15 protein-coding genes, 1 tRNA gene and 1 pseudogene are annotated in these 20,400 nt (G+C 66.1%); 10 read left to right on the forward strand and 7 right to left on the reverse strand.

Annotation, left to right across the window (positions count from 1 at the left end):
- Positions 1-199 (reverse strand): annotated as a pseudogene (locus tag ACWIQA_RS07505) (protein translocase subunit SecD); the annotation flags it as partial.
- A 6-nt stretch (positions 200-205) separates the two neighbouring features.
- A complete protein-coding gene (yajC, locus tag ACWIQA_RS07510; protein ID WP_448582450.1) occupies positions 206-556 on the reverse strand; it encodes a preprotein translocase subunit YajC in 351 nt (116 codons plus the stop codon).
- Positions 557-628: 72 nt separating this feature from the next.
- Between yajC and ACWIQA_RS07515 the strand changes: the two genes are divergently transcribed.
- Both ACWIQA_RS07515 and ACWIQA_RS07520 read left to right on the forward strand, forming a co-directional pair.
- On the forward strand, positions 629-1,459 hold the full coding sequence (locus ACWIQA_RS07515) for a DUF815 domain-containing protein (RefSeq protein ID WP_448582451.1): 831 nt from the start codon (positions 629-631) through the stop codon (positions 1,457-1,459).
- Positions 1,460-1,500: 41 nt separating this feature from the next.
- Entirely contained in the window at positions 1,501-1,890 is a 390-nt protein-coding gene (locus tag ACWIQA_RS07520) for a hypothetical protein (protein ID WP_448582452.1), read from the forward strand.
- Here ACWIQA_RS07520 and ACWIQA_RS07525 read toward each other — a convergent pair.
- From ACWIQA_RS07525 to parE, 3 genes are all read right to left on the reverse strand, one after another.
- Positions 1,887-2,696 carry a 4-(cytidine 5'-diphospho)-2-C-methyl-D-erythritol kinase gene (locus ACWIQA_RS07525; RefSeq protein ID WP_448582453.1) on the reverse strand — a complete coding sequence of 270 codons (810 nt, stop codon included), beginning with the start codon at positions 2,694-2,696 and terminating at the stop codon, positions 1,887-1,889. The genes ACWIQA_RS07520 and ACWIQA_RS07525 overlap by 4 nt on opposite strands.
- A gap of 6 nt (positions 2,697-2,702) precedes the next feature.
- Positions 2,703-4,451 carry a tetratricopeptide repeat protein gene (locus tag ACWIQA_RS07530; protein WP_448582454.1) on the reverse strand — a complete coding sequence of 583 codons (1,749 nt, stop codon included), beginning with the start codon at positions 4,449-4,451 and terminating at the stop codon, positions 2,703-2,705.
- Positions 4,452-4,525: 74 nt separating this feature from the next.
- Positions 4,526-6,502 carry a DNA topoisomerase IV subunit B gene (gene parE, locus ACWIQA_RS07535; RefSeq protein ID WP_448582455.1) on the reverse strand — a complete coding sequence of 659 codons (1,977 nt, stop codon included), beginning with the start codon at positions 6,500-6,502 and terminating at the stop codon, positions 4,526-4,528.
- A 275-nt stretch (positions 6,503-6,777) separates the two neighbouring features.
- On the opposite strand from parE, the gene ACWIQA_RS07540 reads away from it, so the two are divergent.
- Positions 6,778-7,569 (forward strand): TorF family putative porin, encoded by a 792-nt coding sequence (locus ACWIQA_RS07540; protein ID WP_448582456.1) that lies wholly within the window; start codon positions 6,778-6,780, stop codon positions 7,567-7,569.
- Between the two features lie 20 nt (positions 7,570-7,589).
- Here the strand turns inward: ACWIQA_RS07540 and tig are convergent, their stop codons facing one another.
- Complete coding sequence (gene tig, locus ACWIQA_RS07545) at positions 7,590-9,122, reverse strand: trigger factor (RefSeq protein WP_448582457.1); 1,533 nt, start codon at positions 9,120-9,122, stop codon at positions 7,590-7,592.
- 24 nt (positions 9,123-9,146) lie between these two features.
- Positions 9,147-9,230, reverse strand: a tRNA-Leu gene (locus tag ACWIQA_RS07550).
- Positions 9,231-9,363: 133 nt separating this feature from the next.
- Here ACWIQA_RS07550 and ACWIQA_RS07555 point away from each other — a divergent pair.
- From ACWIQA_RS07555 to clpA, 7 genes are all read left to right on the forward strand, one after another.
- Positions 9,364-12,819, forward strand: a complete 3,456-nt coding sequence (locus ACWIQA_RS07555; RefSeq protein ID WP_448582458.1) for an indolepyruvate ferredoxin oxidoreductase family protein — start codon at positions 9,364-9,366, stop codon at positions 12,817-12,819.
- Between the two features lie 57 nt (positions 12,820-12,876).
- Positions 12,877-13,209, forward strand: a complete 333-nt coding sequence (locus tag ACWIQA_RS07560) for a hypothetical protein (RefSeq protein WP_448582459.1) — start codon at positions 12,877-12,879, stop codon at positions 13,207-13,209.
- The gene (locus ACWIQA_RS07565) at positions 13,175-13,807 is read left to right on the forward strand and encodes a prolyl hydroxylase family protein (protein WP_448582460.1); all 633 of its coding nucleotides are present in this window, start codon (positions 13,175-13,177) and stop codon (positions 13,805-13,807) included. Before ACWIQA_RS07560 ends, ACWIQA_RS07565 begins: the two co-directional genes overlap by 35 nt.
- Before the next feature lie 69 nt (positions 13,808-13,876).
- Positions 13,877-14,977 (forward strand): acyl-CoA dehydrogenase family protein, encoded by a 1,101-nt coding sequence (locus ACWIQA_RS07570; protein WP_448582461.1) that lies wholly within the window; start codon positions 13,877-13,879, stop codon positions 14,975-14,977.
- Positions 14,978-14,990: 13 nt separating this feature from the next.
- A complete protein-coding gene (locus ACWIQA_RS07575; RefSeq protein WP_448582462.1) occupies positions 14,991-16,208 on the forward strand; it encodes an acyl-CoA dehydrogenase family protein in 1,218 nt (405 codons plus the stop codon).
- Positions 16,209-16,469: 261 nt separating this feature from the next.
- On the forward strand, positions 16,470-17,204 hold the full coding sequence (locus tag ACWIQA_RS07580; RefSeq protein ID WP_448582463.1) for an Npun_F0296 family exosortase-dependent surface protein: 735 nt from the start codon (positions 16,470-16,472) through the stop codon (positions 17,202-17,204).
- A 756-nt stretch (positions 17,205-17,960) separates the two neighbouring features.
- Positions 17,961-20,264, forward strand: coding sequence for an ATP-dependent Clp protease ATP-binding subunit ClpA (clpA, locus tag ACWIQA_RS07585; RefSeq protein WP_448582464.1), 2,304 nt, complete (start codon positions 17,961-17,963; stop codon positions 20,262-20,264).
- Positions 20,265-20,400: the final 136 nt, after the last annotated feature.

Below are 20,400 nucleotides of genomic sequence, written 5' to 3' on the forward strand. Positions count from 1 at the left end.
GGACATCATTGGGGTCGGCCTCAAGCAGGATGTGCGAGCCGCCGCGCAGATCGAGCCCAAGGTTGAGCTGGCCGCCTGGCACCCAGGAGGGAAATTGCGCAACGACGCTTGCCGGCAGGAAATTGGGCAGCGCGAAGAGGAAGCCAGCCAGAAGGAGCCCAAGGATGCCAAGCACCTGCGGGCGGGAGAATTCGAGCATGAGCTGCTACGAGGCCTTCGGATCATTGGCAGCGGCAGGCGCGGCCTTCGGCGTGACCGAGGAGAGCGTGGACTTGACCGCGCGCACGCGGACATTGGGGGCAAGCTCGACCTCGACATCGCTGTCGGTCACCTTGGTGACCTTGCCGATGAGGCCGCCACCGGTCACCACCTCGTCCCCCCGCTTGACGGCAGCGACCATGTCCCGGTGTTCCTTCATGCGCTTCTGCTGGGGGCGGATGATGAGGAACCAGAAGATGACGAACAGGAGGACGAGGGGGACGACCTGGATGAGGAAGGCGCCCGCGCCCCCGGCGGGGCCCGCTGCGGCTTGCGCAAAGGCAGGAGATGCGAACATGAAGCTCTCTTCACGGATGGGAAAGTGCGGGCCTTACACTGGCCTTTCGGGATTTTCAAAAGGGAAGCGCCAATGACCCCCGGCAACGACCATGCTCCGGAGGCTGCGCTGCTGGTGCGGATCGCCGCGGCACTGGAGCGGCTGGCGCCACCTGCCGTGGAAGAAGCCGACCCTGCCAGAGCTGCTGCCATGCGCTGGGATGGGCGACATCTGCTGGCGGTCGCGCCGGCCGCGAACGTGCCGCTCGAGCGGTTTGTCGGCGTTGACGCACAGCTTGCCGCAATCGCGCGCAATCTCCGCAGCCTCAAGGGCGGTGGCCCAGCGCACGACATGCTGCTGTGGGGCGCGCGCGGCATGGGCAAGTCGGCGCTGGTCCGCGCTCTCGCGGCCGATGCCGGGCTTGCGCTGGTCGAAACTCCGGCAACCGCGCTCTCAACGCTTCCAGCACTGTTCGCAAGGCTTGCGGCAGCGCCCGGGCCGTTCCTGGTCTTTGTCGATGACATCGCCTTCGAGACGCTCGACGAAAGGGCCCGGGCGCTCCGCTCGCTGCTCGATGGCGGGGTGGCGGCGCGGCCGGCGCAAGTCCGGCTCGCTGTCACCTCCAACCATCGTCACCTGCACCGCCGCGAAGGCGAGCCAGCAGCCCGGCATGCCCGCGATGCCGAGGAGGATGCCGTAGCACTCACAGACCGCTTTGGCCTCGTTCTCGGCTTTCACGCGGCGAGCCAGGAGCAATATCTTTCCATGTGCAGGGGCTATCTCGCTGCCGAGGGTCTCGCGCTCGACGAGGCTGATGCCCTCGCCTTTGCGCTTGCGAGGGGAGCGCGGTCGGGGCGGACAGCATGGCATTATCTGATCGAAGTCCAAACGCGGAACGCGCTGCGGAAGAGGGCTTGTAAATGAGAAGCGTTCTCAATAAAGGCCAGAGCCGAGGAGATTGCCCCGTGCTCAGCCGATTCGCAGCCCCACCTGTCCACCCGGATATCACCGCCCACGGCCGCCTCACCCGGGCACTGCGCTTGTGGGTGCTCTTGGCCTGCCGCCGTGCCAACCCCCGGCCCACGGTCGCGCCGATCCTCGGGCCAGCAGTGCCTGCCTTTGCCGCCTTCATGGATCTGGCCGTCTCGCTCTGGCCGGAGCCGATGCTGGTCTTCCCGCCTTGTGCGGCAACGCTTTCACCTGATGAGTCCGTCCTCCTTGGGCTGCTTGCCACTGCCGCTGCTGACGATCGCGCTGCAGCGGACCGGCTGGCAGAGGAACTGCTTGACGCTTCCGCCCGCAGCCGGCTGTGGCAGGCAGCAACGCGGGTAACAGACGCGCTCGCGGCCGATTAGGTGGCGAGTTCCGGCGGCCCTTCGACAAGTTCGGTCGCCACCCCCCACCAGCCCTTCGGGACCCGTGCTGCGCGGACGCCGAGCGCCAGGCAGGTGGCCCCCGAGCCGCTCATCCGCACAAGGCTCGCGCCGGGCAGGGTGCGGAGCCAGGCGAGCACGTCGGCGATGACCGGTTGCAGGGCGATGGCCGGCGCCTCGAGATCGTTGCGGCCAGCCGCCGGGTCGTCACCGAGCGGCCCGCGGTCCACGCCGTCCCAGGCCTGAAACACGGGCCCCGTCGCCACTGGCACACCTGGGTTCACGAGCAGGATGGGCGTTCCGGCACGCGGTCGAGCGGGCGCGAGGCGCTCGCCACGGCCCTCGCCGCGGGCCGTCACGCAGGCAAGACAGGCCGGCACATCGGCACCGAGCTGAGCAGCAAGCGCAAGGAGGCCGGCAGGCCCCAGGCCGGTTCCCGTCGCCCGGTCGAGCAGGCGAAGCGTTGCCGCCGCATCAGCACTGCCGCCGCCGAGCCCGGCTGCAACAGGAATCCGCTTCTCAAGACGAAAGCGGAACCGCGCCCGGCTGCCCGTTGCCTCGGCAAAGGCGCGCGCGGCCCGCAACACGAGGTTGTCGGCCTCCGGTCCCACGGCAGAGGCAGTTTCGCCGACGACTTCAAGCGCCCAGTCGGCGGCAGGCCGGGCCATGAGGGTGTCGCCGAAGCGAGTGAAGGCGAACAGGGTTTCGAGCGCGTGATAGCCATCTGCCAGGCGGGCACGGACATGGAGCGCAAGATTGACCTTGGCAGGCGCGGCCTCGACCAGCACCAGCGCTCAGCGCCGCGCCAGCGCGCGGTCGGCCACGGCGAGGTCGAGCCCGACGGCGAGCTTGCGCTCGATCGACTCCTTCAGCTTGTCCTCTGGCTCGAGCGTAAGTGCGGACGCCCAAGCATGGCGCGCTTCGATTCTGCGGCCAACGCGCCACAAGGCGTCGCCGAGATGATCGGCAACTGTCGGGTCAGCGGGCTCGGCGGCGCGGGCCTGCTCGAGCAGCTCGACGGCCTCGGCATAGTGACCGCGCACAAACTTCGACCAGCCCATGGAGTCGATGATGGCACCATTGTCGGGCGCAGCCTTGAAGGCACGGGCGATGAGGAGGTCGGCCTCGTCGAGGTTCAGGTTCCGGTCGAGCAAAGAATAGCCAAGGTAGTTGAGGAAGATGGCGTTCTCGCCCTGGAGCTCGACGGCGCGCCGCAGATCAGGCTCAGCAGCAGTCCAGTCCCCGCCCTGCTCATACGCCGTGCCGCGCAGGAACCAAACCCAGGCCGTCTCCGGCGACTTCGGGTCAGGCAGAAGCGCAATCGCGCGGCTGAGACTTTGCGCAGCGGCAGCAAAGTCCTTCATCTGGCGCTGGACGTCGCTCACCCGCACCCAGTCTTCAAAACTCGCCCCCGGCTCGCTGGCAAGCGCAGAGAACACGGCAAGAGCGCCGGCCCGATCCCCAGATTCGACCAGGACCTGCCCACGCCGGACGCGCGCAGCCCGAGCATAGGGGCCAGGCCCCACCCGCTCGAAGGCCGAAAGTGCAAGGGGCCCCAGGCCCTGGCGGCTGAGCATGTCGCCAGTGACGAGCCAAGCCTCGGGCATCTGCGGTGCAACCAAGGTGGCAAGACGGCCGAAGGCAATCGAGACCGGCTGCGGCCGCTCGCGACTGGCATCGACGGCCAGGCGCACGAACATGAGCGCAAGGCCCTCGCCGGGGGACTGCACCAGGCCCCCGAGCCGGCGCCCGTCGAGCCCGGGTGTCGCGGCGAGCCGGGCGCGCGCGTCGGCCAGCAACGGATCGCCAGGCGGACCGCCAGCCAGCAGCAAAATGGCCTTCTCGCGCCAGGCGGCGGCATGCGCAGGTTCAGCCCGTGCAGCCTCAAGCGCAACCGCTGCCGCCTGCAGCCGCAGCCTCGGCACATTGGCGCCCTCGGCCGCGACAATCTGGCCATAGGCGTCAGCCGCTTCGCCCCATCGGCGGGCGAGCGCAAGAATATGGGCGCGGTGCTCGAGGAAATAGGAGCGGGCGAGCGGATTGGACTCTTCGGCACGGAGCAATGCCAGAGCATCATTCCACTGCCCGCGCGCAGCGCGACTCCAAGCATCGAGCAAAATCGAGATGACCGGCGTGCCGCCAGTTGGCACATCGCGAAAGCCAGCGCGAGCGCTGTCGAAGCCACGCCAGTCGCGGGCGGCGGCTGCGACGCTTGCGCGGGCAAGCGCAGCGATGGCCGGGCCAAAACCGAAGCGCGACGGGCTTGCCTGCACCGGTGCCGTAAAGGCGAGCTCCTCGGCCAGACGTGCCATCGTCTTCATGTCACCAGCAACGAGCGCCGTCTCGAACGCATTCTGCCGCAGCTCGGGCACGGTTCGCTCCGTCGCAAGCGCAAGGCCGAAGCTCGCTGCGGCGCGGCCGATATCGTCCTCTCCTGCTGCCACTCGCCCCCGCAGATAAGCCGCAAGCGCTGTCTCCGCGCGCGCCGAGGCGAGCGCCTCGGCCGGAAGCAGCGCCAGCAGCAAGAGCAAGGCCCGGGTCATGGCGGTCATCATGCCCGAGTGGAGCGGGCGGTGGAAGAGCTTGTCTGGAGGGGAAGGACTTGGCTCGAATTGCCTCAGGCGTCGATCGCATCGGCGCCGATGCTTGCGGCATGCGCCTGGATGAAGGCGAAGCGGTGCTCGGCAATGCGGCCCATCAGCCGCTCCACCAGCGCGCGCACCCCATGCTGCTGCTGATGGGTGGGTGGCAGGGTCACCCGGATGAGGGTGCGCTTGGCCGGGTCCATGGTGGTTTCCCTGAGCTGGGAGGGCAGCATCTCCCCCAGACCCTTGAACCGGCCAACTTCAACCTTGCGCCCCTTGAAACGACCAGCGAGCAGCGCGTCACGCTCGGCCTCGTCCCGCGCATAGACGCTGTCGCTGCCGGAAGTCAGGCGGAAGAGCGGCGGCTGAGCAAGGAAGAGCCGGCCAGAAGTCACAAGTCCAGGCATCTCGCGGAAGAAGAAGGTCATCAGAAGCGTTGCGATATGGGCGCCATCAACGTCGGCGTCGGTCATGATGATGACGCGCTCATAGCGGAGCTGAGCGATATCGAATCGGTCCCTCGTGCCGCAGCCGAGCGCGAGTGCAAGGTCAGCCAATTCCTGATTTTCGCGCACCTTGGCTGCTGCTGCTGCTGCAACGTTCAGGATCTTGCCGCGAATGGGGAGAATGGCCTGGGTCTGGCGGTCGCGCGCCTGCTTGGCCGAGCCGCCGGCGGAATCGCCTTCAACGATAAAGAGTTCGGTGCCAGCTGCTTCTTGGCGGACACAGTCGGTGAGCTTGCCAGGAAGCCGGAGCGCGCGGCGCTGGACTGCCGTCTTGCGCGAGACCTCGCGCGCCTGGCGGCGGGCGAGCCGCTCCTCCATGCGATCGAGCGCATGGGCGAGAAGTGCTCTGCCGCGCTCCTGGTCTTGCGTGAGCCAGTGATCCAGCATGTCACGGATCGCGCCTTCAACGAGCCGCGCGGCATCAGGCGAGGTCAGGCGGTCCTTGGTCTGGGACTGGAACTGCGGCTCGCGGATGAAGAGCGAGAGCATGACAATGGCGCCGGAAAGGGCATCGTCCGCAGTCATCTCCGCCGCCTTCTTCTGGCCGGTCAGGGCAGCGAAGGCCTTCAATGACTTCAGGACGGCAGCGCGGAACCCGGCCTCGTGGGTGCCGCCATCGGGTGTCGGGATGGTGTTGCAATACCAGCTTGCCTGGCCGTCGCCGGCAACTGTCCAGTGGACTGCCCATTCGACCTGACCTGCCCCGTCGGGGAAGGCGACCCGCCCGGCAAACGGGGCGTTGGTGACGGTCGCCTCGCCCTCGACGGCTTCAGCGAGATGGTCGGCAAGGCCGCCAGGGAAGAGGAAGGTCTGCGCTTGCGGCACCTTGTCCGAGACGAGGCTGGGTGCGCAGCGCCAGCGGATCTCGACTCCACCGAACAGATAGGCCTTGGAGCGCGCCAGCCGCCACAGCCGCTCGGGCGCGAACCGGACGCCCGCGCCGAAGATCTCCGGGTCTGGCCGGAACCTGACCGTGGTGCCGCGGCGCGACGGGGCCGGCCCGACTTCCTCGAGGGGGCCAAGCGGCACACCTCGGGCGTAACGCTGGCGATAGAGGGTTCGGTTGCGGGCCACCTCGACCTCGAGCGATTCCGAGAGCGCGTTGACAACCGAGATTCCGACCCCGTGAAGGCCGCCGGCGGTTGCATAGGCCTTGCCAGAGAATTTGCCGCCCGAGTGGAGCATGGTCATGATGACCTCGAGCGCCGAGCGGTCGGGAAAGCGCGGATGCGGATCGACCGGGATGCCGCGGCCATTGTCGGCAATCGCCAGTGTCCCGTCCGCCTCCAGGGCGACCTCGATCCGCGTGGCATGGCCCGCCACCGCCTCGTCCATCGCGTTGTCGAGCACTTCGGCGGCAAGATGGTGGAGCGCCCGCGCATCGGTTCCGCCGACATACATGCCCGGGCGCCGGCGCACCGGCTCCAACCCCTCGAGCACCTCGATCTGGTGGGCATCATAGCCAGACGGTTCGCGCCCGCCCGCAGTGAACAGGTCGGTCATTGCCGGCGACCGTAGCGGCGGCGCGCGGCAAAGGGAATCGCCTTTGCGGAACAGCAGGGGAACGGGGCGGCCGGCGCGGTGCTGTGGCCAGCCTGCCACAGGCGCCAGCTTCCTGCCCGCAAAGCCCGGCTTCGCACCGAATCGGTCTTGTGCAGCGCACAATCGCTTGGCATTGTTGCGTTCAAGAGGGCGCAACACGCCCCGGCACTCTGGGCCCGAGGGCCTCCCGGCGAGCAGAGAAACAGGCGGCCCTGCCGCCACGCTGGGAGTTCATCATGACGACATCGCGCTTCGGGGGTTTTGGAATCTACGGTCTTGCCGCGCTTGTGGCGCTTGCCGTGCCGGCGCACGCGCAGGATGCGGAAGCGGAAAAGGCGCTCACGCTGTCCGGCTCGGCCACGCTCGTTTCCGACTATCGCTGGCGGGGCTATTCGCTCTCTAACAAGGACTGGGCGATTCAGGGCAGCCTCAATCTCAACCACAAATCCGGCCTTTTCATCGGCACCTGGGCCTCCTCGATCGCCGAGGTGGGCGGAACGCTCGTCTGCGACTCGGTCAATTGTGCAACCTTCGGCGGCTCCACCACGGAGGTCGATGTCTATGGCGGCTGGACTGGCTCGCTCCTCGGCCTCAACGTAACTGGTGGACTGCTCGCCTATCTCTACCCCGGCGCAAAGGGTCTCAACTATTTCGAGCTCTACGGCACGGTCGGCTACACGATCGGGACACTGACCTTGACCGGCGGGCTCAACTGGGCACCCGATCAGGGCAATCTCAGCCGTTCCAACCGCTACCTGTTCGGCACCGCTGCCTTCCAAATCCCCGACACGCCGATTACCATCAAGGGCACGGTCGGCTCGGAACGCGGGGCGGTGGTCATTGACCTCACAGGCGCGAAGACCTCGAAGATCGACTGGCTTTTCGGAGTCGACATCTCCGGCTCGGTCATCGGGTTTGAGCCCGTGACCATCGGTTTCGCCTATTCGGGGAACAACCTGCCCGACCGGGACGGCGCCAACAGCTACGCCTCGGGAGGCTTCATCTTCTCCATCGGCGCGAGTTTCTAGGCCGGCCGGGGCAAGCCCACTCAACCCTCCGCCTGCCCCGCCTTTCCCTTGTCGGCACGCGTCCGCGCTGGCTTCCGCGGGGTCTTGGCCGGCTCGTCCGCTAAAGGACTTGCCGCCGCCGCAGCCTTGGCCTTTGTTGTCCGCCTCGGCTTGGCTGTAGCCGTGTCGTCACGGTCATGGCTTGGCTGGCTGTCTGCGACCTTGCGTGCGATTGGAGTCTCATCTTCGCTCTCGATCGCAGCTTCAAGCTCGGCCCTCGTCACGCGGCGCTCCGTGATGCGCGCCTTGGCCAGCAAGTGATCGACCACTTTCTCTTCGAACAGCGGCGCCCGCAGCTGCGCTGCCGCCATCGGGTTGTCGGCGAAATATTTCCGGACCTCGGCTTCCTGGCCGGGGTAGCGCGCAGCCTCCTCGGCGACAAGCCGGCTCATCTCAGCGTTGGTCACAGCGACTCCCGCCTTCTGGCCGATGTCGGAGAGGAGGAGCCCGAGCCGGACCCGGCGCGTTGCGATCCGCAGATAGTCGGCGCGATCGGCCTCGGCACTCGCCTTCTCCTCATCCGACATGCCTTCGGTCAGCTGGGCCCAGATGGTCTGGAACTCGGCATCGACCATGGCTGGCGGCACTTCGAAATCCACCTCCCCTGCCAGATGATCGAGCAGCTTGCGCTTCATGTAGGTGCGGGTGAGCCCATCGAGCTCACGTTGCACTTGGTCTTTGAGGATCTCGCGTAGCGCCTCCAGGCTGTCGAGCCCGAGGTTCTTTGCGAGCTCTTCGTCGACCGCCGGCACTTCGGGCACGCGCACGGCGGTCACAGTGACTGCGAACTCGGCATCCTTCCCGGCAATCGCTGCCGCCGGATAGTCGGAGGGAATGGTGAGCTTGACGGTGCGCTTGTCGCCCGCCTCGGCGCCCTCGAGCTGGTCCTCGAAGCCGGGAATCAGGCGGCCGGAGCCGAGCTCGACTTCCATGCCTGTCCCCGAGCCGCCCTCGAACGGCACGCCATCAACAGTGCCGATAAAGTCCATGACGACCAGGTCGCCGACCCGCGCTTCATGCCCCTTCTTCGCCTCGATGAAGCGCTTCTGCTGCTCGGCCAGACGCAGGAGCGCCGCCTCGATCGCAGCATCGTCCGCCTCGACCACCAGCCGCTCGAGCGCGATCCCCTCGGTTGCCACCTCTGGCACGTCGGGCAACACTTCCATCTCGACGGCAACAACAAGGTCCTCGCCTTCGGCCGGAAGCGCGCCGATATCGACCGAGGGCTGCATCGCCGGGCGAAGCTGCCGCTCGCCGATAAGCGACTTCACGCCCTCGTCGAGAGCTTCGCGTATGGCATCCTGGCGGAGCGCAGCCCCATGCATTCTGCGGATGAGGTTGCCGGGGACCTTGCCGGGGCGGAAGCCGGGCATCCGGACCCGAGGCGCCACTTCGGCAATGGCGCGCTCCACTCGCGCGTCGATGTCCGCGGCAGGAATACGGAGCGAGAAACCGCGCTTCAGGCCCTCGTTCAGGGTTTCGGTGATATGCATGGACTGGGCCCTCTTGGTCATCTGTCGGTCCGGGGTGCTGGGGCGTGGTGCGGGTGGAGGGATTCGAACCCCCACGTCAGGGACACCGGAACCTAAATCCGGCGCGTCTGCCAGTTCCGCCACACCCGCCAGGGAGCCGCGCCCCGAACAAGCGAAGCGCGCGCCTAACGCAACGGGTGCAGCGAGGCAAGCGGGCGCGGAATGCCACCTTGAAACTGACGAGAAAGGACAGTATGACTGACCAATCGGGAGACTCGCCGCCATGAATGTGTCCACAGCGAATGTGTCAGCCGCCATGCTTCGCGAGGTCCGCCTCGCTGACCGCTACGATCTCGGGGTGGACCGAGTCTTCCTCTCGGGCACCCAGGCGCTCGTCCGGCTTGCACTCGTCCAGCGCGCGCGCGACGCCGCCGCCGGGCTCGACACCGCCGGCTTTATCTCCGGCTACCGCGGCTCGCCGCTGGGCGGGTTCGACCAGGAGCTGTGGCGGGCGAAGAAGGAGCTCGCGGCAAGCAACATCGTCTTTGTGCCCGGCATCAATGAGGAGCTCGGGGCCACGGCCGTTTGGGGTGCGCAGATGGCAGCGCTCAACGCCCGGGCGAAGCATGATGGCGTCTTTGGCATCTGGTATGGCAAGGGGCCCGGGCTCGACCGGGCGATGGACGTGATGAAGCACGCCAACGCCGCTGGCACTTCGCGCCACGGCGGGGTTCTCGCCATTGTCGGTGACGACCATGGCGCCAAGTCTTCGACGCTGCCGCACCAGTCAGACCATAATTTCTCGGCCGCCTTCGTGCCCTTCCTTGCGCCTTCGTCCGTGCACGAGATCGTCGAATATGGGCTCCTCGGAATTGCCATGAGCCGCTTTGCCGGCACCTGGGTCGGCTTCAAGGCAACCGCCGACACCGTCGAGACATCGGCAACGGTCGACACCGCCTCCGAGAAGCGCCAGATCATCATCCCCGACTTCGCCTTCCCCGAAGGCGGTGTCCATATCCGCCCCAACGATATCTGGCGCGAGGAGGACACCCGGCTCCAGCGCTTCAAGGGCTTTGCTGCCCAGGCCTTTGCTCGCGCCAACGGCATCGACCGGCTGGTTTGGGACACGCCGCGGCCGCGCTTTGGGATTCTGACCACCGGCAAGGCCTTCACCGACACTCTGGAAGCGCTCCACGCACTCGGGATCGACGAGGCCGTCGCCCGCGACATTGGGCTTCGGATCTACAAGGTCGGCATGCCCTGGCCGCTCGAGCCCGATGGCGTGCGCGCCTTTGCGCAAGGGCTCGAGGAAATCCTCGTTATTGAGGAAAAGCGCGAGTTCATCGAGCACCAGCTGAAATGGCAGCTCTACAACTGGAAGCCCGATGTCCGCCCGGTGGTGGTGGGCAAGCACGACGAGGCCGGCGAATGGCTGCTCTCGCCCGATAATGAACTGACTCCTGGCATGATCGCCCATGTGATTGCTGCGCGCATCAGCCGCTTCCATGCAACCGACCGAGTGAAGGAAGCACTCGCTTACTTCGCGCGCCGTGAGGCGCTGGCAAAGACATTTTCGGCGCCCTTGAAGCGCTCGCCCTGGTTCTGCTCTGGCTGCCCGCACAACACATCGACAAAAGTGCCGGAAGGCAGCCGTGCGCTTGCTGGCATCGGCTGCCACATCATGGCCTTGTGGATGGACCGGGCCCAGACCTTCACCCAGATGGGCGGCGAGGGCGTGACCTGGGTCGGCGAAGCGCCGTTCGTGACCGAGCCCCATGTCTTCGCCAACCTGGGTGATGGCACCTATGAGCACTCGGGCCTGCTTGCCATCCGCCAGGCGATTTCGGCCAAGGTCAACATCACCTACAAAATCCTCTATAATGATGCGGTCGCCATGACCGGCGGCCAGCCAGTGGAGGGCGGTCTCACGGTGCCGATGATCGCCCGCCAAGTTCTCGCCGAAGGTGCGGCAAAAGTCGCGGTGCTGACGGAAGACGTCAACCGATATCGCGACATCGACCTGCCGGCCGAGGTGCGGGTGCTCGACCGCTCGGAGCTTGAGCTCATTTCGAAGGAATTCCGTGCGACACCCGGCACCACTGTCATCATCTACGACCAGACGTGCGCTGCCGAGAAGCGGCGGCGGCGCAAGCGCGGCCTCATGGCGGACCCGGACCGCCGGGTCGTCATCAATCCCGCCGTGTGCGAGGGCTGCGGGGACTGCTCGGTGCAATCCAACTGCGTCTCGGTCGAGCCGCTCGAGACCGAGTTCGGCCGCAAGCGCCGGATCAACCAGTCGAGCTGCAACAAGGACTTCTCCTGCGTGAAGGGCTTCTGCCCGAGCTTCGTCTCGGTGACAGGGGGCAAGCTCCGGAAGCCCGACTCGAAGGCGCTGCCGCTCGACGACATCCCCGATCCGGTGCCGGCCCCGCTCGGCCACGACCATTCGATCCTGGTCACCGGGATCGGCGGCACCGGTGTGCTCACCGTCTCGGCGCTGCTGGGAATGGCCGCCCACATCGCCGGGCTCGCCTCGACCACAGCCGACATGGCGGGCCTGGCGCAGAAGGGCGGCGCGGTATGGAGCGCGGTCCGGATCGCGGCTTCCAACGATGCCCTTCGTTCGCCGCGGATCATGACTGGCGGCGCTGACTTGCTGATCGCCTGCGATTCGGTCGTCGCCGCCGACAAGGCTGCGGCCGACATGCTCTCGACTGCACGAACCCATGCGGTAGCAAACGCTGATATCGCGCCCACTGCCGAGTTCGTCAAAAACCGCGACCTCGATTTCAGGGCGGGCCTTGTGCGCCGGCAGATCGAGCGCAGCACGAGGGCCGCTCATTTCGTCGCCGCCGAGCGGATTGCAACTGCCCTCCTGGGAGACGCGATCGCCGCCAATATTCTTCTCCTCGGCTTTGCCATGCAAAAGGGGCTGGTGCCGCTGCCGCTCGCAGCAATTGAGAAGGCAATCGAATTGAATGGCGTGGCGGTCAGCTTCAACCGGCAGGCGCTTTCGCTTGGCCGGCTGCTCGCGCACGCCCCCGAAAAAGTGGAGGCGATGCTCGCACCCGAGGCCGCCCCCCTCACGCTCGACGAGGCGATCGCGCTGCGGGCAAGCGAGCTCACGGCCTGGGGCAATGCCGCCTATGCGGATCGCTACCGCGCCCTCGTTTCGCGGGTGCGCGCGGCCGAGACCGCGGTTGCGCCGGGCTCGACCGCGCTCACCGAGGCGGTGATGCGCTCGGCCCACAAGCTCATGGCCTACAAGGATGAATATGAGGTTGCCCGGCTCCATCTCGCGCACCTCGAACCGCTGCTCGCCGGCACCTTCGCCGAGCGGCAATCCTTGACTTTCCATCTTTCGCCACCGCTCCTCGCCCGGACCGATCCGGCGACCGGGCGGCCGAAGAAATACGCCTTCCCCGGCTGGCTGGCGCTGCCGATGTTCCGGCTTCTCAGGGCGCTGAAGCCGCTCAGGGGCACCGTGCTCGACCCGTTCGGCCGCAACCCCGAGCGGCTGGCCGAGCGCGAAGCCATCCCGGCCTATGAGGCGGAAGTCGAGCGGCTGCTGGCCGGGCTGACGGCCGCGCGGCTCGGGCTTGCCGCCGAGATCGCGCGCCTCCCGCTCGACGTCCGCGGCTTCGGCCCCGTCAAGGCCGAGGCCGAAGCGAAGGTCGCAGTCCGCCGCGCCGAGCTCTGGGCACAATGGGAAGCCGACGCGACCCGCGCTGCGGCCTGACCATTTCGCCCAGTCGCTCAGGCTGACGCAGCCGCGCCAGCCTGCTATGGGTCGGGCATGGCAGAGCGGCGGATCATCGTCTCCGACACGGCAGCCGTTTTCCTCGCCTTTGGGCTGGTGGCTGTCTTGATCGGGGTCAGCACGCTCCCCTTCGGTTTCTTTGTCATCGGGATCGGCCTTCCCCTCCTTGTTGTGTCCATCGCCTTGTGGCGGCAACGGACCCGAGGCCAAGAGCGAAGAAACACGGTTGGCGGGGATGGAGGCGGCGGTGATGGAAGCAGCGGGGACCGGGGAAGTAGCTTCACCCCCGGCGGCGGGAGTTTCGGCGGCGGCGGGGCGAGCGGCGGCTGGGGCGATGGCGGTGGTGGCGACGGTGGGGGCGGAGACTGAGCCCTTCGCCGGGGCGCAGAAAGTGCCCGACCGGCGGCTCACCCTCTATATCCGCCGCGATTTCCTCGATCCGGAAACTTGCGCCGGGCTCATTGCACGCATCGAGGCGAGCCGGCGGCCCTCGACCATTGCGGACTTCAATGGCGACCCTTTCGCCCGCACTTCTGAGACCTGTGACCTTGCCGAGGGCGACCCCCTGGTCGATGCCGTCAATGCCCGGCTCGATTCCTACGCCGGCCAGCCAGCATCATTGGGCGAGCCACTGCAGGGCCAGCGCTACGCCGTCGGCCAGGAATTCAAGTTCCACACCGACTATTTCGAACCCGGAGGGCCTGACTATCATCGCTACTGCGCCATCCGCGGCCAGCGTACTTGGACTCTTATGGTCTATCTCAATGTCCCCGAGGAAGGCGGTGCAACACGCTTCAAGATTATCAACAAGACCATCCGTCCCGAGCCCGGCAAGCTTCTCGCCTGGTCCAACCTCGATGCCATGGGCCGGCCCAATTACGCCACACTCCACGCCGGAATGAAGGTTTACCGAGGCGTCAAATACATTATCACCAAATGGTATCGCGAACGGCCGCGATCGGGCTGATTCCTCCTATTAGCGGGAGGGGCAGAGCAGGGGCGCCGGCTCCTAGGCCAGGGGCATCGAGGAGGATCCATGGATTTCGACCTTTCGGATGATGCCAAGACGCTCAGCGAGGCAGCGCGCAAGTTCCTTGAAGCCGAAGCCGGGCCGGCAGTCGCACGCCGTGCCATGGAGAGTGATGCTGCCTATGATTCCGCCCTCTGGGCGAAGGTGGTGGCGCAGGGCTGGCCAGCAGCACGCGTGCCCGAAGCTCTCGGCGGGCTCGGACTCGGCACCGACGAGGCCTGCGTGCTCGCCGAGGAAGTGGGGCGGAGCCTTGCTCCCGTGCCGCTGCTCTCGACCATGGCCGTCATTGAAGCCTTGCTTGTTGCTGGCAACGAGGCGCAGCAGGCCCACTGGCTGCCGAAACTCGCAAGCGGCGAGGCGATCGGCTGCCTTGCCTGGTCGGAAGGCACGAAGTCGCCGGCCCAGCTGCCGCAGACATATCTTGAAGGCGGCAGGGTCTCAGGCCACAAGACGCCGGTTGCCGATGGGCTTGCTGCGACGGTTGCGGTGGTGACGGTTGCAAGCGCTGATGGGCCGGCGATGGCGCTTGTCGCCCTGGAGGCAAAGGGCGTGACGATCGCCCCCACCGAAACGCTCGATCTCGTCCGCCGCTCGGCCTCGCTCACATTTGAAAGCGCTGTGGCCGAGCCGCTCGGCTCCGCTGGCGACTGGGCGACAGTCTGCGAGCGCCTCGCGGTGCTCCACGCCTGGGAAGCACTCGGAACGGCGGCCGCAGCCATGGCGATGACGCTTGCCTACGCCAAGGAGCGTTCCGCCTTCGGTCTCCGCATCGGTCGCTATCAGGCCGTCAAGCACAAGCTCGCTGACATGTATATCAAGGGAGAACTTGCGCGCGCACACGCCCTGCACGGCTGCTGGGCATGGGCTGCAAACGCGCCGGAGCTCGCCCAGGCTGCGGCAGCAGCGCGCATTGCCGCGCTTGATGCGCTGCGCTTTGCAGCGGAGGAGTCGGTGCAGCTGCATGGCGGCATCGGCTTCACATGGGAGCATGACTGCCAGCTTTACTATCGCCGCGCTCGGCAACTCTCGGCTGCGCTCGGCAACCGGGCCCACTGGGCCGACCGACTTGTCAGGGCCCTCGAACTCCGGAACCGGGCGGCAGCATAGGGAGACGCACGCGATGGACTTCAACGACACCCCCGCCGAAGCCGAATATCGCGCGCAAGTGCGCGCCTGGATCGAAGCCAATGCGAGCGAATATCTCGCACCACCAGAAAAGCCGTGGGGCCTTGACGAGTTTGTCGCCCGCTCCAAGGCTTGGCAGGCGAAAAAGCATGATGCCGGCTATGTCGGGCTCACCTGGCCGAAGGAGGTGGGTGGCCAGGGCCTCAGCCCCATGCACCAGATCATCTTCAACCAGGAAGAGAGCCGGACCTATGTGCCAACCGGCCTTTATTCGATAGGCCTTGGCATGTGCATCCCGACCGTTTTCACCCACGGCACGCCCGAGCTCATCGCTCGCTATGTGGGAAAAGCGCTGCGTGGCGAGGAAGTCTGGTGCCAGCTCTTCTCTGAACCGGTCGCCGGCTCCGATCTCGCCTCAATCCGCACCCGGGCAGTCAGGGACGGGGACTCATGGATCGTCAACGGCCAGAAGGTCTGGACCAGCTTTGCCCACCGCTCCGATTTCGGGATCCTCGTCACTCGCACCGATTTCAATGCGCCCAAGCACAAGGGCCTTACCATGTTCATCGTCGACATGAAGGCACCCGGAGTGGAGGTCCGGCCGATCCGGCAGATGTCGGGCAGCAGCGACTTCAACGAGGTCTTTTTCACTGATGTCCGAATCCCGGATGCCCATCGCCTGGGCGCGGAGGGCGATGGCTGGAAGGTCGCACTCACGACCCTCATGCACGAGCGCCTCGCCGTCGGCGGCAAGCCGCGCCATGCCCCCGGCTACAAAACCCTCATCGAGGTGGCAAAGACGATCGAGACCGACACAGGGCCCGCGCTTGAACGCGCCGATGTGCGCCAGCGGATCGCGGACACCTACATCGCCGACGAGGGCGTGAAGCTCACCCAAATGCGGGCGCTCTCGGCACTCTCGAAAGGCGCCATCCCCGGCCCCGAGCAGTCGATCGCGAAGGTGGTCGTTGCCAAGACCATGCAGGACATGGCCGCCTTCGCGCTCGATCTCGCGGAGGGGTCGGGACTTTCCGTCACGCCCGGCTCGGATCTTGAGAAACTGCAGGCGAGCTACATGTGGTCAGCAGGTCTGCGGATCGCTGGCGGGACCGACGAGATCTTGCGCAACATCATCGCCGAGCGCGTGCTGGGGCTCCCTGGTGATCTGCGCGGCGACAAGGACACGCCGTTCAGCGCCATCAAGCCCCTCTAGGAACGGAGCAAGCACCGAGGCTGCAGCGGGGCCCGAGCCGGCGCCTCTTCCCAGATGGCATGGGCCGCGGCATCCGTAGCGCCCATCCCAGCGGTGCCCGGCCATTCCTTCGCCCAGCCCGGCCGGTCACGACCTTTTTGTCGCACATCCCTTGGCGCGCTGCGCCGTTAACCGTGTTCCGCCTTGACGCTGTAACCGTCGCTGGTTAACGCCCACCGGCCAGTTTCTGGCGTTTCGTCCAACCTTGATCGGGGGTTAATCATGCGAGCTCTTATCTCCGCGGCCGCTGCGTTCGCGCTTGCGGCACCAGCAGGTGCGGTCGTCATCATCACCTATGAGGCGCCGGGCGTGCAGAACACGACAGCCACCTTCGATTTCGTCGGGGTGGAAACCTTTGACTCGCGGCCGACCGGCACTGGCCTCAGCTTCACGACTGACTTCGGCGGCAGCGAGATCACCGGCGAGTATCGCAATGTCCAGATCAACGACGTCGACGTCTTCGGCGGGGCAGGCGGAACCGGCAAATATGCCGTGACCTTCAGCTCGACCGGCTATGAGATCCTCCTTTCGACCAGCCGTCCGGAAGGCGTGAACTATTTCGGCTACTGGCTCTCGGCGCTCGACGGCGGCAACAACGTCCAGTTCTACAAGGGCGCCGATCTCGTCTACAGCTTCACGCCAGCAGCCGTGCTTGCTGCCATCGGAAGCAAGCCCGCCTATTTCTGCAATCCGACCGGAGCTTTCCCTGATGGAAACTGCAGGGAGCCCTATGCGTTCGTGAACTTCTATTTCACTGGCGGTCTTACGATCGATCGCATCTTGGTCTTCGAAAACCCGCCGGTGGGCGGCTATGAGAGCGACAACCACACGGTTGGCTATTTCAAGACGATCACGGGAACACCAATCCCTGAGCCGGCCACCTGGGCGATGATGATCGCTGGTTTTGGCCTTGTGGGTGCGGCCATGCGCCGCCGGCTGGTACCGCTGCCGGCCTGAGCCTTCAGGCGTTCAGAGACGGGCGTCCCGCCGGATGGCGGGGCGCCCGTTTTCTTTGGGGGGTCCCCTCGCCTGCTGCCTTCCAGAAGAAGAGCGCCATCCGCACTTTTGGGGCCATCGGCATGCTTGTCTCGAAACTCAGTGGAAGGCGAGCTGGATTGGGGGCTCGAGCTGCTTCGGCCTCGCCCTTGGTCATCAGTCAGACAGCGAAGTTCCGCCCCCAAGATTAGGTCCCGCAAACGCGGTGCCTTGGCAAAACCGCATGGAAACTGGCCACGAATTGCCCGGGACGGGCGGCTCGTCTGCTGCAGCTTCACTGCCACCCTGGTCCAAGGCAGTGGCTCGCCGGTCGGCCCATGGTGCCATGTCGTCAGCTTGCACGCGCCCATCCGTTGCCCGCTCCCGCCCCTTTCGCTGCGCGCCTTGCCGGACGACCGTTCGATGACGACGCCCCTGGGGCCCAAACCAGGAGAGCGTTCGGTGAAGCCCTGATTGATTTCCGGGCGCGGACGGTGCACTTTACATTTGGTTGTCGCCTTGGGGTCGCACCAGGGTCCAGGATCATGGCAGGTGGCAGTGCGGCCGGGCGTTGGAGCTGGAGGGTCTCTGGCGCCCGGCTTTTGGTCGCATCCCGTGCTCCTCCGTACCCTGTTCCAATGCCGCGGCCGTGCGCACCCCCTTGCACTTTCGCTCAAGCAAGGTGACATTCTGGCCGTAATCTGCCGGGGTCACCCCGGTGGCCAGCTGGAGACCCGCATGCCCTCCTTCTCCCGCGATCTCGAGACCACTCTTCACAACGCGCTCGCAGAGGCCAGCCGCAGACGCCACGAATATGCAACGCTTGAGCATCTGCTTCTTGCGCTCACGACCGACACGCATGCCTCGGTCGTCATGAAGGCCTGCGGGGTCGATCTCGACGAGCTCTCCGCCCAGGTGACCCGCTATCTCGATACCGAACTAGGCTCGCTCCGGGCCGATTCGAGCGTTGATCCCTCCCCAACCGCCGGCTTCCAGCGAGTCGTCCAGCGCGCCATCCTTCATGTCCAGTCATCTGGCCGCGAGGAAGTCACGGGTGCCAATGTGCTGGTTGCCCTCTTCTCCGAACGCGAGAGCCACGCGGTCTATTTCCTCCAGCAGCAGGACATGACCCGGCTCGACGCTGTCTCCTACATCAGCCACGGCATCGCCAAGGCGCCCGGCATGTCGGAGCCGAAGACCCCGCGCGGGGCGGAAGAGGAGTCCCAGCGGGAGGAGAAGAAGCAGGACGGCCGCAAGCAGTCCGAGTCCGCGCTGAAGCAGTTCACCGTAAACCTGAACGAGAAGGCGAGGTCTGGCCGAATCGACCCGCTCATCGGCCGCGAGGCGGAAGTGGACCGCACCATTCAGATCCTCTGCCGCCGTTCCAAGAACAATCCACTGTATGTCGGCGATCCCGGCGTTGGCAAGACTGCGATCGCCGAGGGGCTCGCACGCAAGATTGTCGAGGGCGATGTGCCCGACGTGCTGCGGCCGGCGGTCATCTATGCGCTCGACATGGGAGCGCTCTTGGCAGGCACCCGCTACCGTGGCGATTTCGAGGAGCGGCTCAAGAATGTGGTGGCCGAGCTCGAGAAGCTGCCCCACGCCATCCTCTTTATTGACGAAATTCACACCGTGATTGGCGCCGGCGCCACCTCGGGTGGCGCCATGGATGCTTCCAACCTCTTGAAGCCAGCGCTCTCAGGCGGCACCATCCGCTGTATCGGCTCGACGACTTACAAGGAGTTTCGCAACCATTTCGAAAAGGACCGGGCGCTGTTGCGGCGGTTCCAGAAGATCGATGTGAACGAGCCCTCGGTTGAAGACACGGTCAAGATCCTCTCTGGCCTCAAGGCCGCTTTTGAGAAGCATCACAAGGTCCGCTATACGCCCGACGCCATCAAGTCGGCAGTCGAGCTTTCGGCACGCTACATCAACGACCGCAAGCTTCCCGACAAGGCAATTGATGTCATCGACGAGTCGGGCTCAGCGCAGATGCTTGTGCCTGAAGCCAAGCGCAAGCGCGTCATCGGAGTGAAGGAGATCGAGGCAGTTGTCGCGACCATGGCCCGGATCCCGCCCAAGTCGGTCTCAACCGACGACAAGAAGCTGCTCCACACGCTCGAGACAGACCTGAAGCGCGTCGTCTTCGGCCAGGACGCGGCGATCACGAAGCTCGCCTCGGCCATCAAGCTCTCGCGCGCGGGCCTGCGCGACCCCAACAAGCCGATTGGCTCCTACCTCTTCTCCGGGCCAACGGGTGTGGGCAAGACTGAAGTCGCGCGCCAGCTCGCCGCCCTTCTCGGCATCCCGCTCCATCGCTTCGACATGTCAGAATATATGGAGCGGCACTCGGTCAGCCGCCTCATCGGAGCGCCGCCGGGCTATGTCGGGTTCGACCAGGGCGGTCTCTTGACTGATGCGGTCGACCAGAACCCGCATTGTGTCCTCCTCCTCGACGAAATCGAAAAGGCCCACCCCGACCTCTACAACATCCTTCTCCAAGTGATGGACGCTGGCAAGCTGACCGACCATCACGGCAAGACGGTCGACTTTCGGAACGTCATCCTCATCATGACGACCAATGCGGGTGCCGCTGACATGGCCCGCGAAGCCATCGGCTTCGGTGCCACCACCCGCGAGGGCGAGGATGAGGAGGCCATCAAGCGGATGTTCTCACCCGAGTTCCGCAACCGGCTGGATGCCATTGTTGCCTTCGACTATCTCCCGCCCGAGGTGGTCGCCCGCGTTGTCGACAAGTTCATCCTCGAGCTTGAGCTCCAGCTCGCTGACCGCGATGTCCACATCGGCCTTTCCGATGAGGCGAAGGCTTGGCTCACCGAGCGCGGCTATGACAGGCTCTACGGCGCGCGGCCGATGGCCCGGCTCATCCAGGAGGAGATCAAGCGCCCGCTCGCCGACGAGCTGCTGTTCGGCAAGCTGGTCAATGGTGGCCGGGTGACCGTGGGCGTGGCCGATGGCCAGCTCACCGTCGAGGCCTTCGCCGAGCCGGAGAAGCTGCTCCCCGCCACCGTGGAGTGAGGACGGCCGGCGCCCGGGCCTGGAATGCGAAACGGCAGCCTCGCGGCTGCCGTTTCCGTCTGGCGCGAAGCGGGCCTTGGCCCTTACTTCATGCGGTAGGTGATGCGCCCCTTGGTGAGGTCGTAGGGGGTCATCT

Source organism: Thermaurantiacus sp. (genome assembly GCF_053487655.1).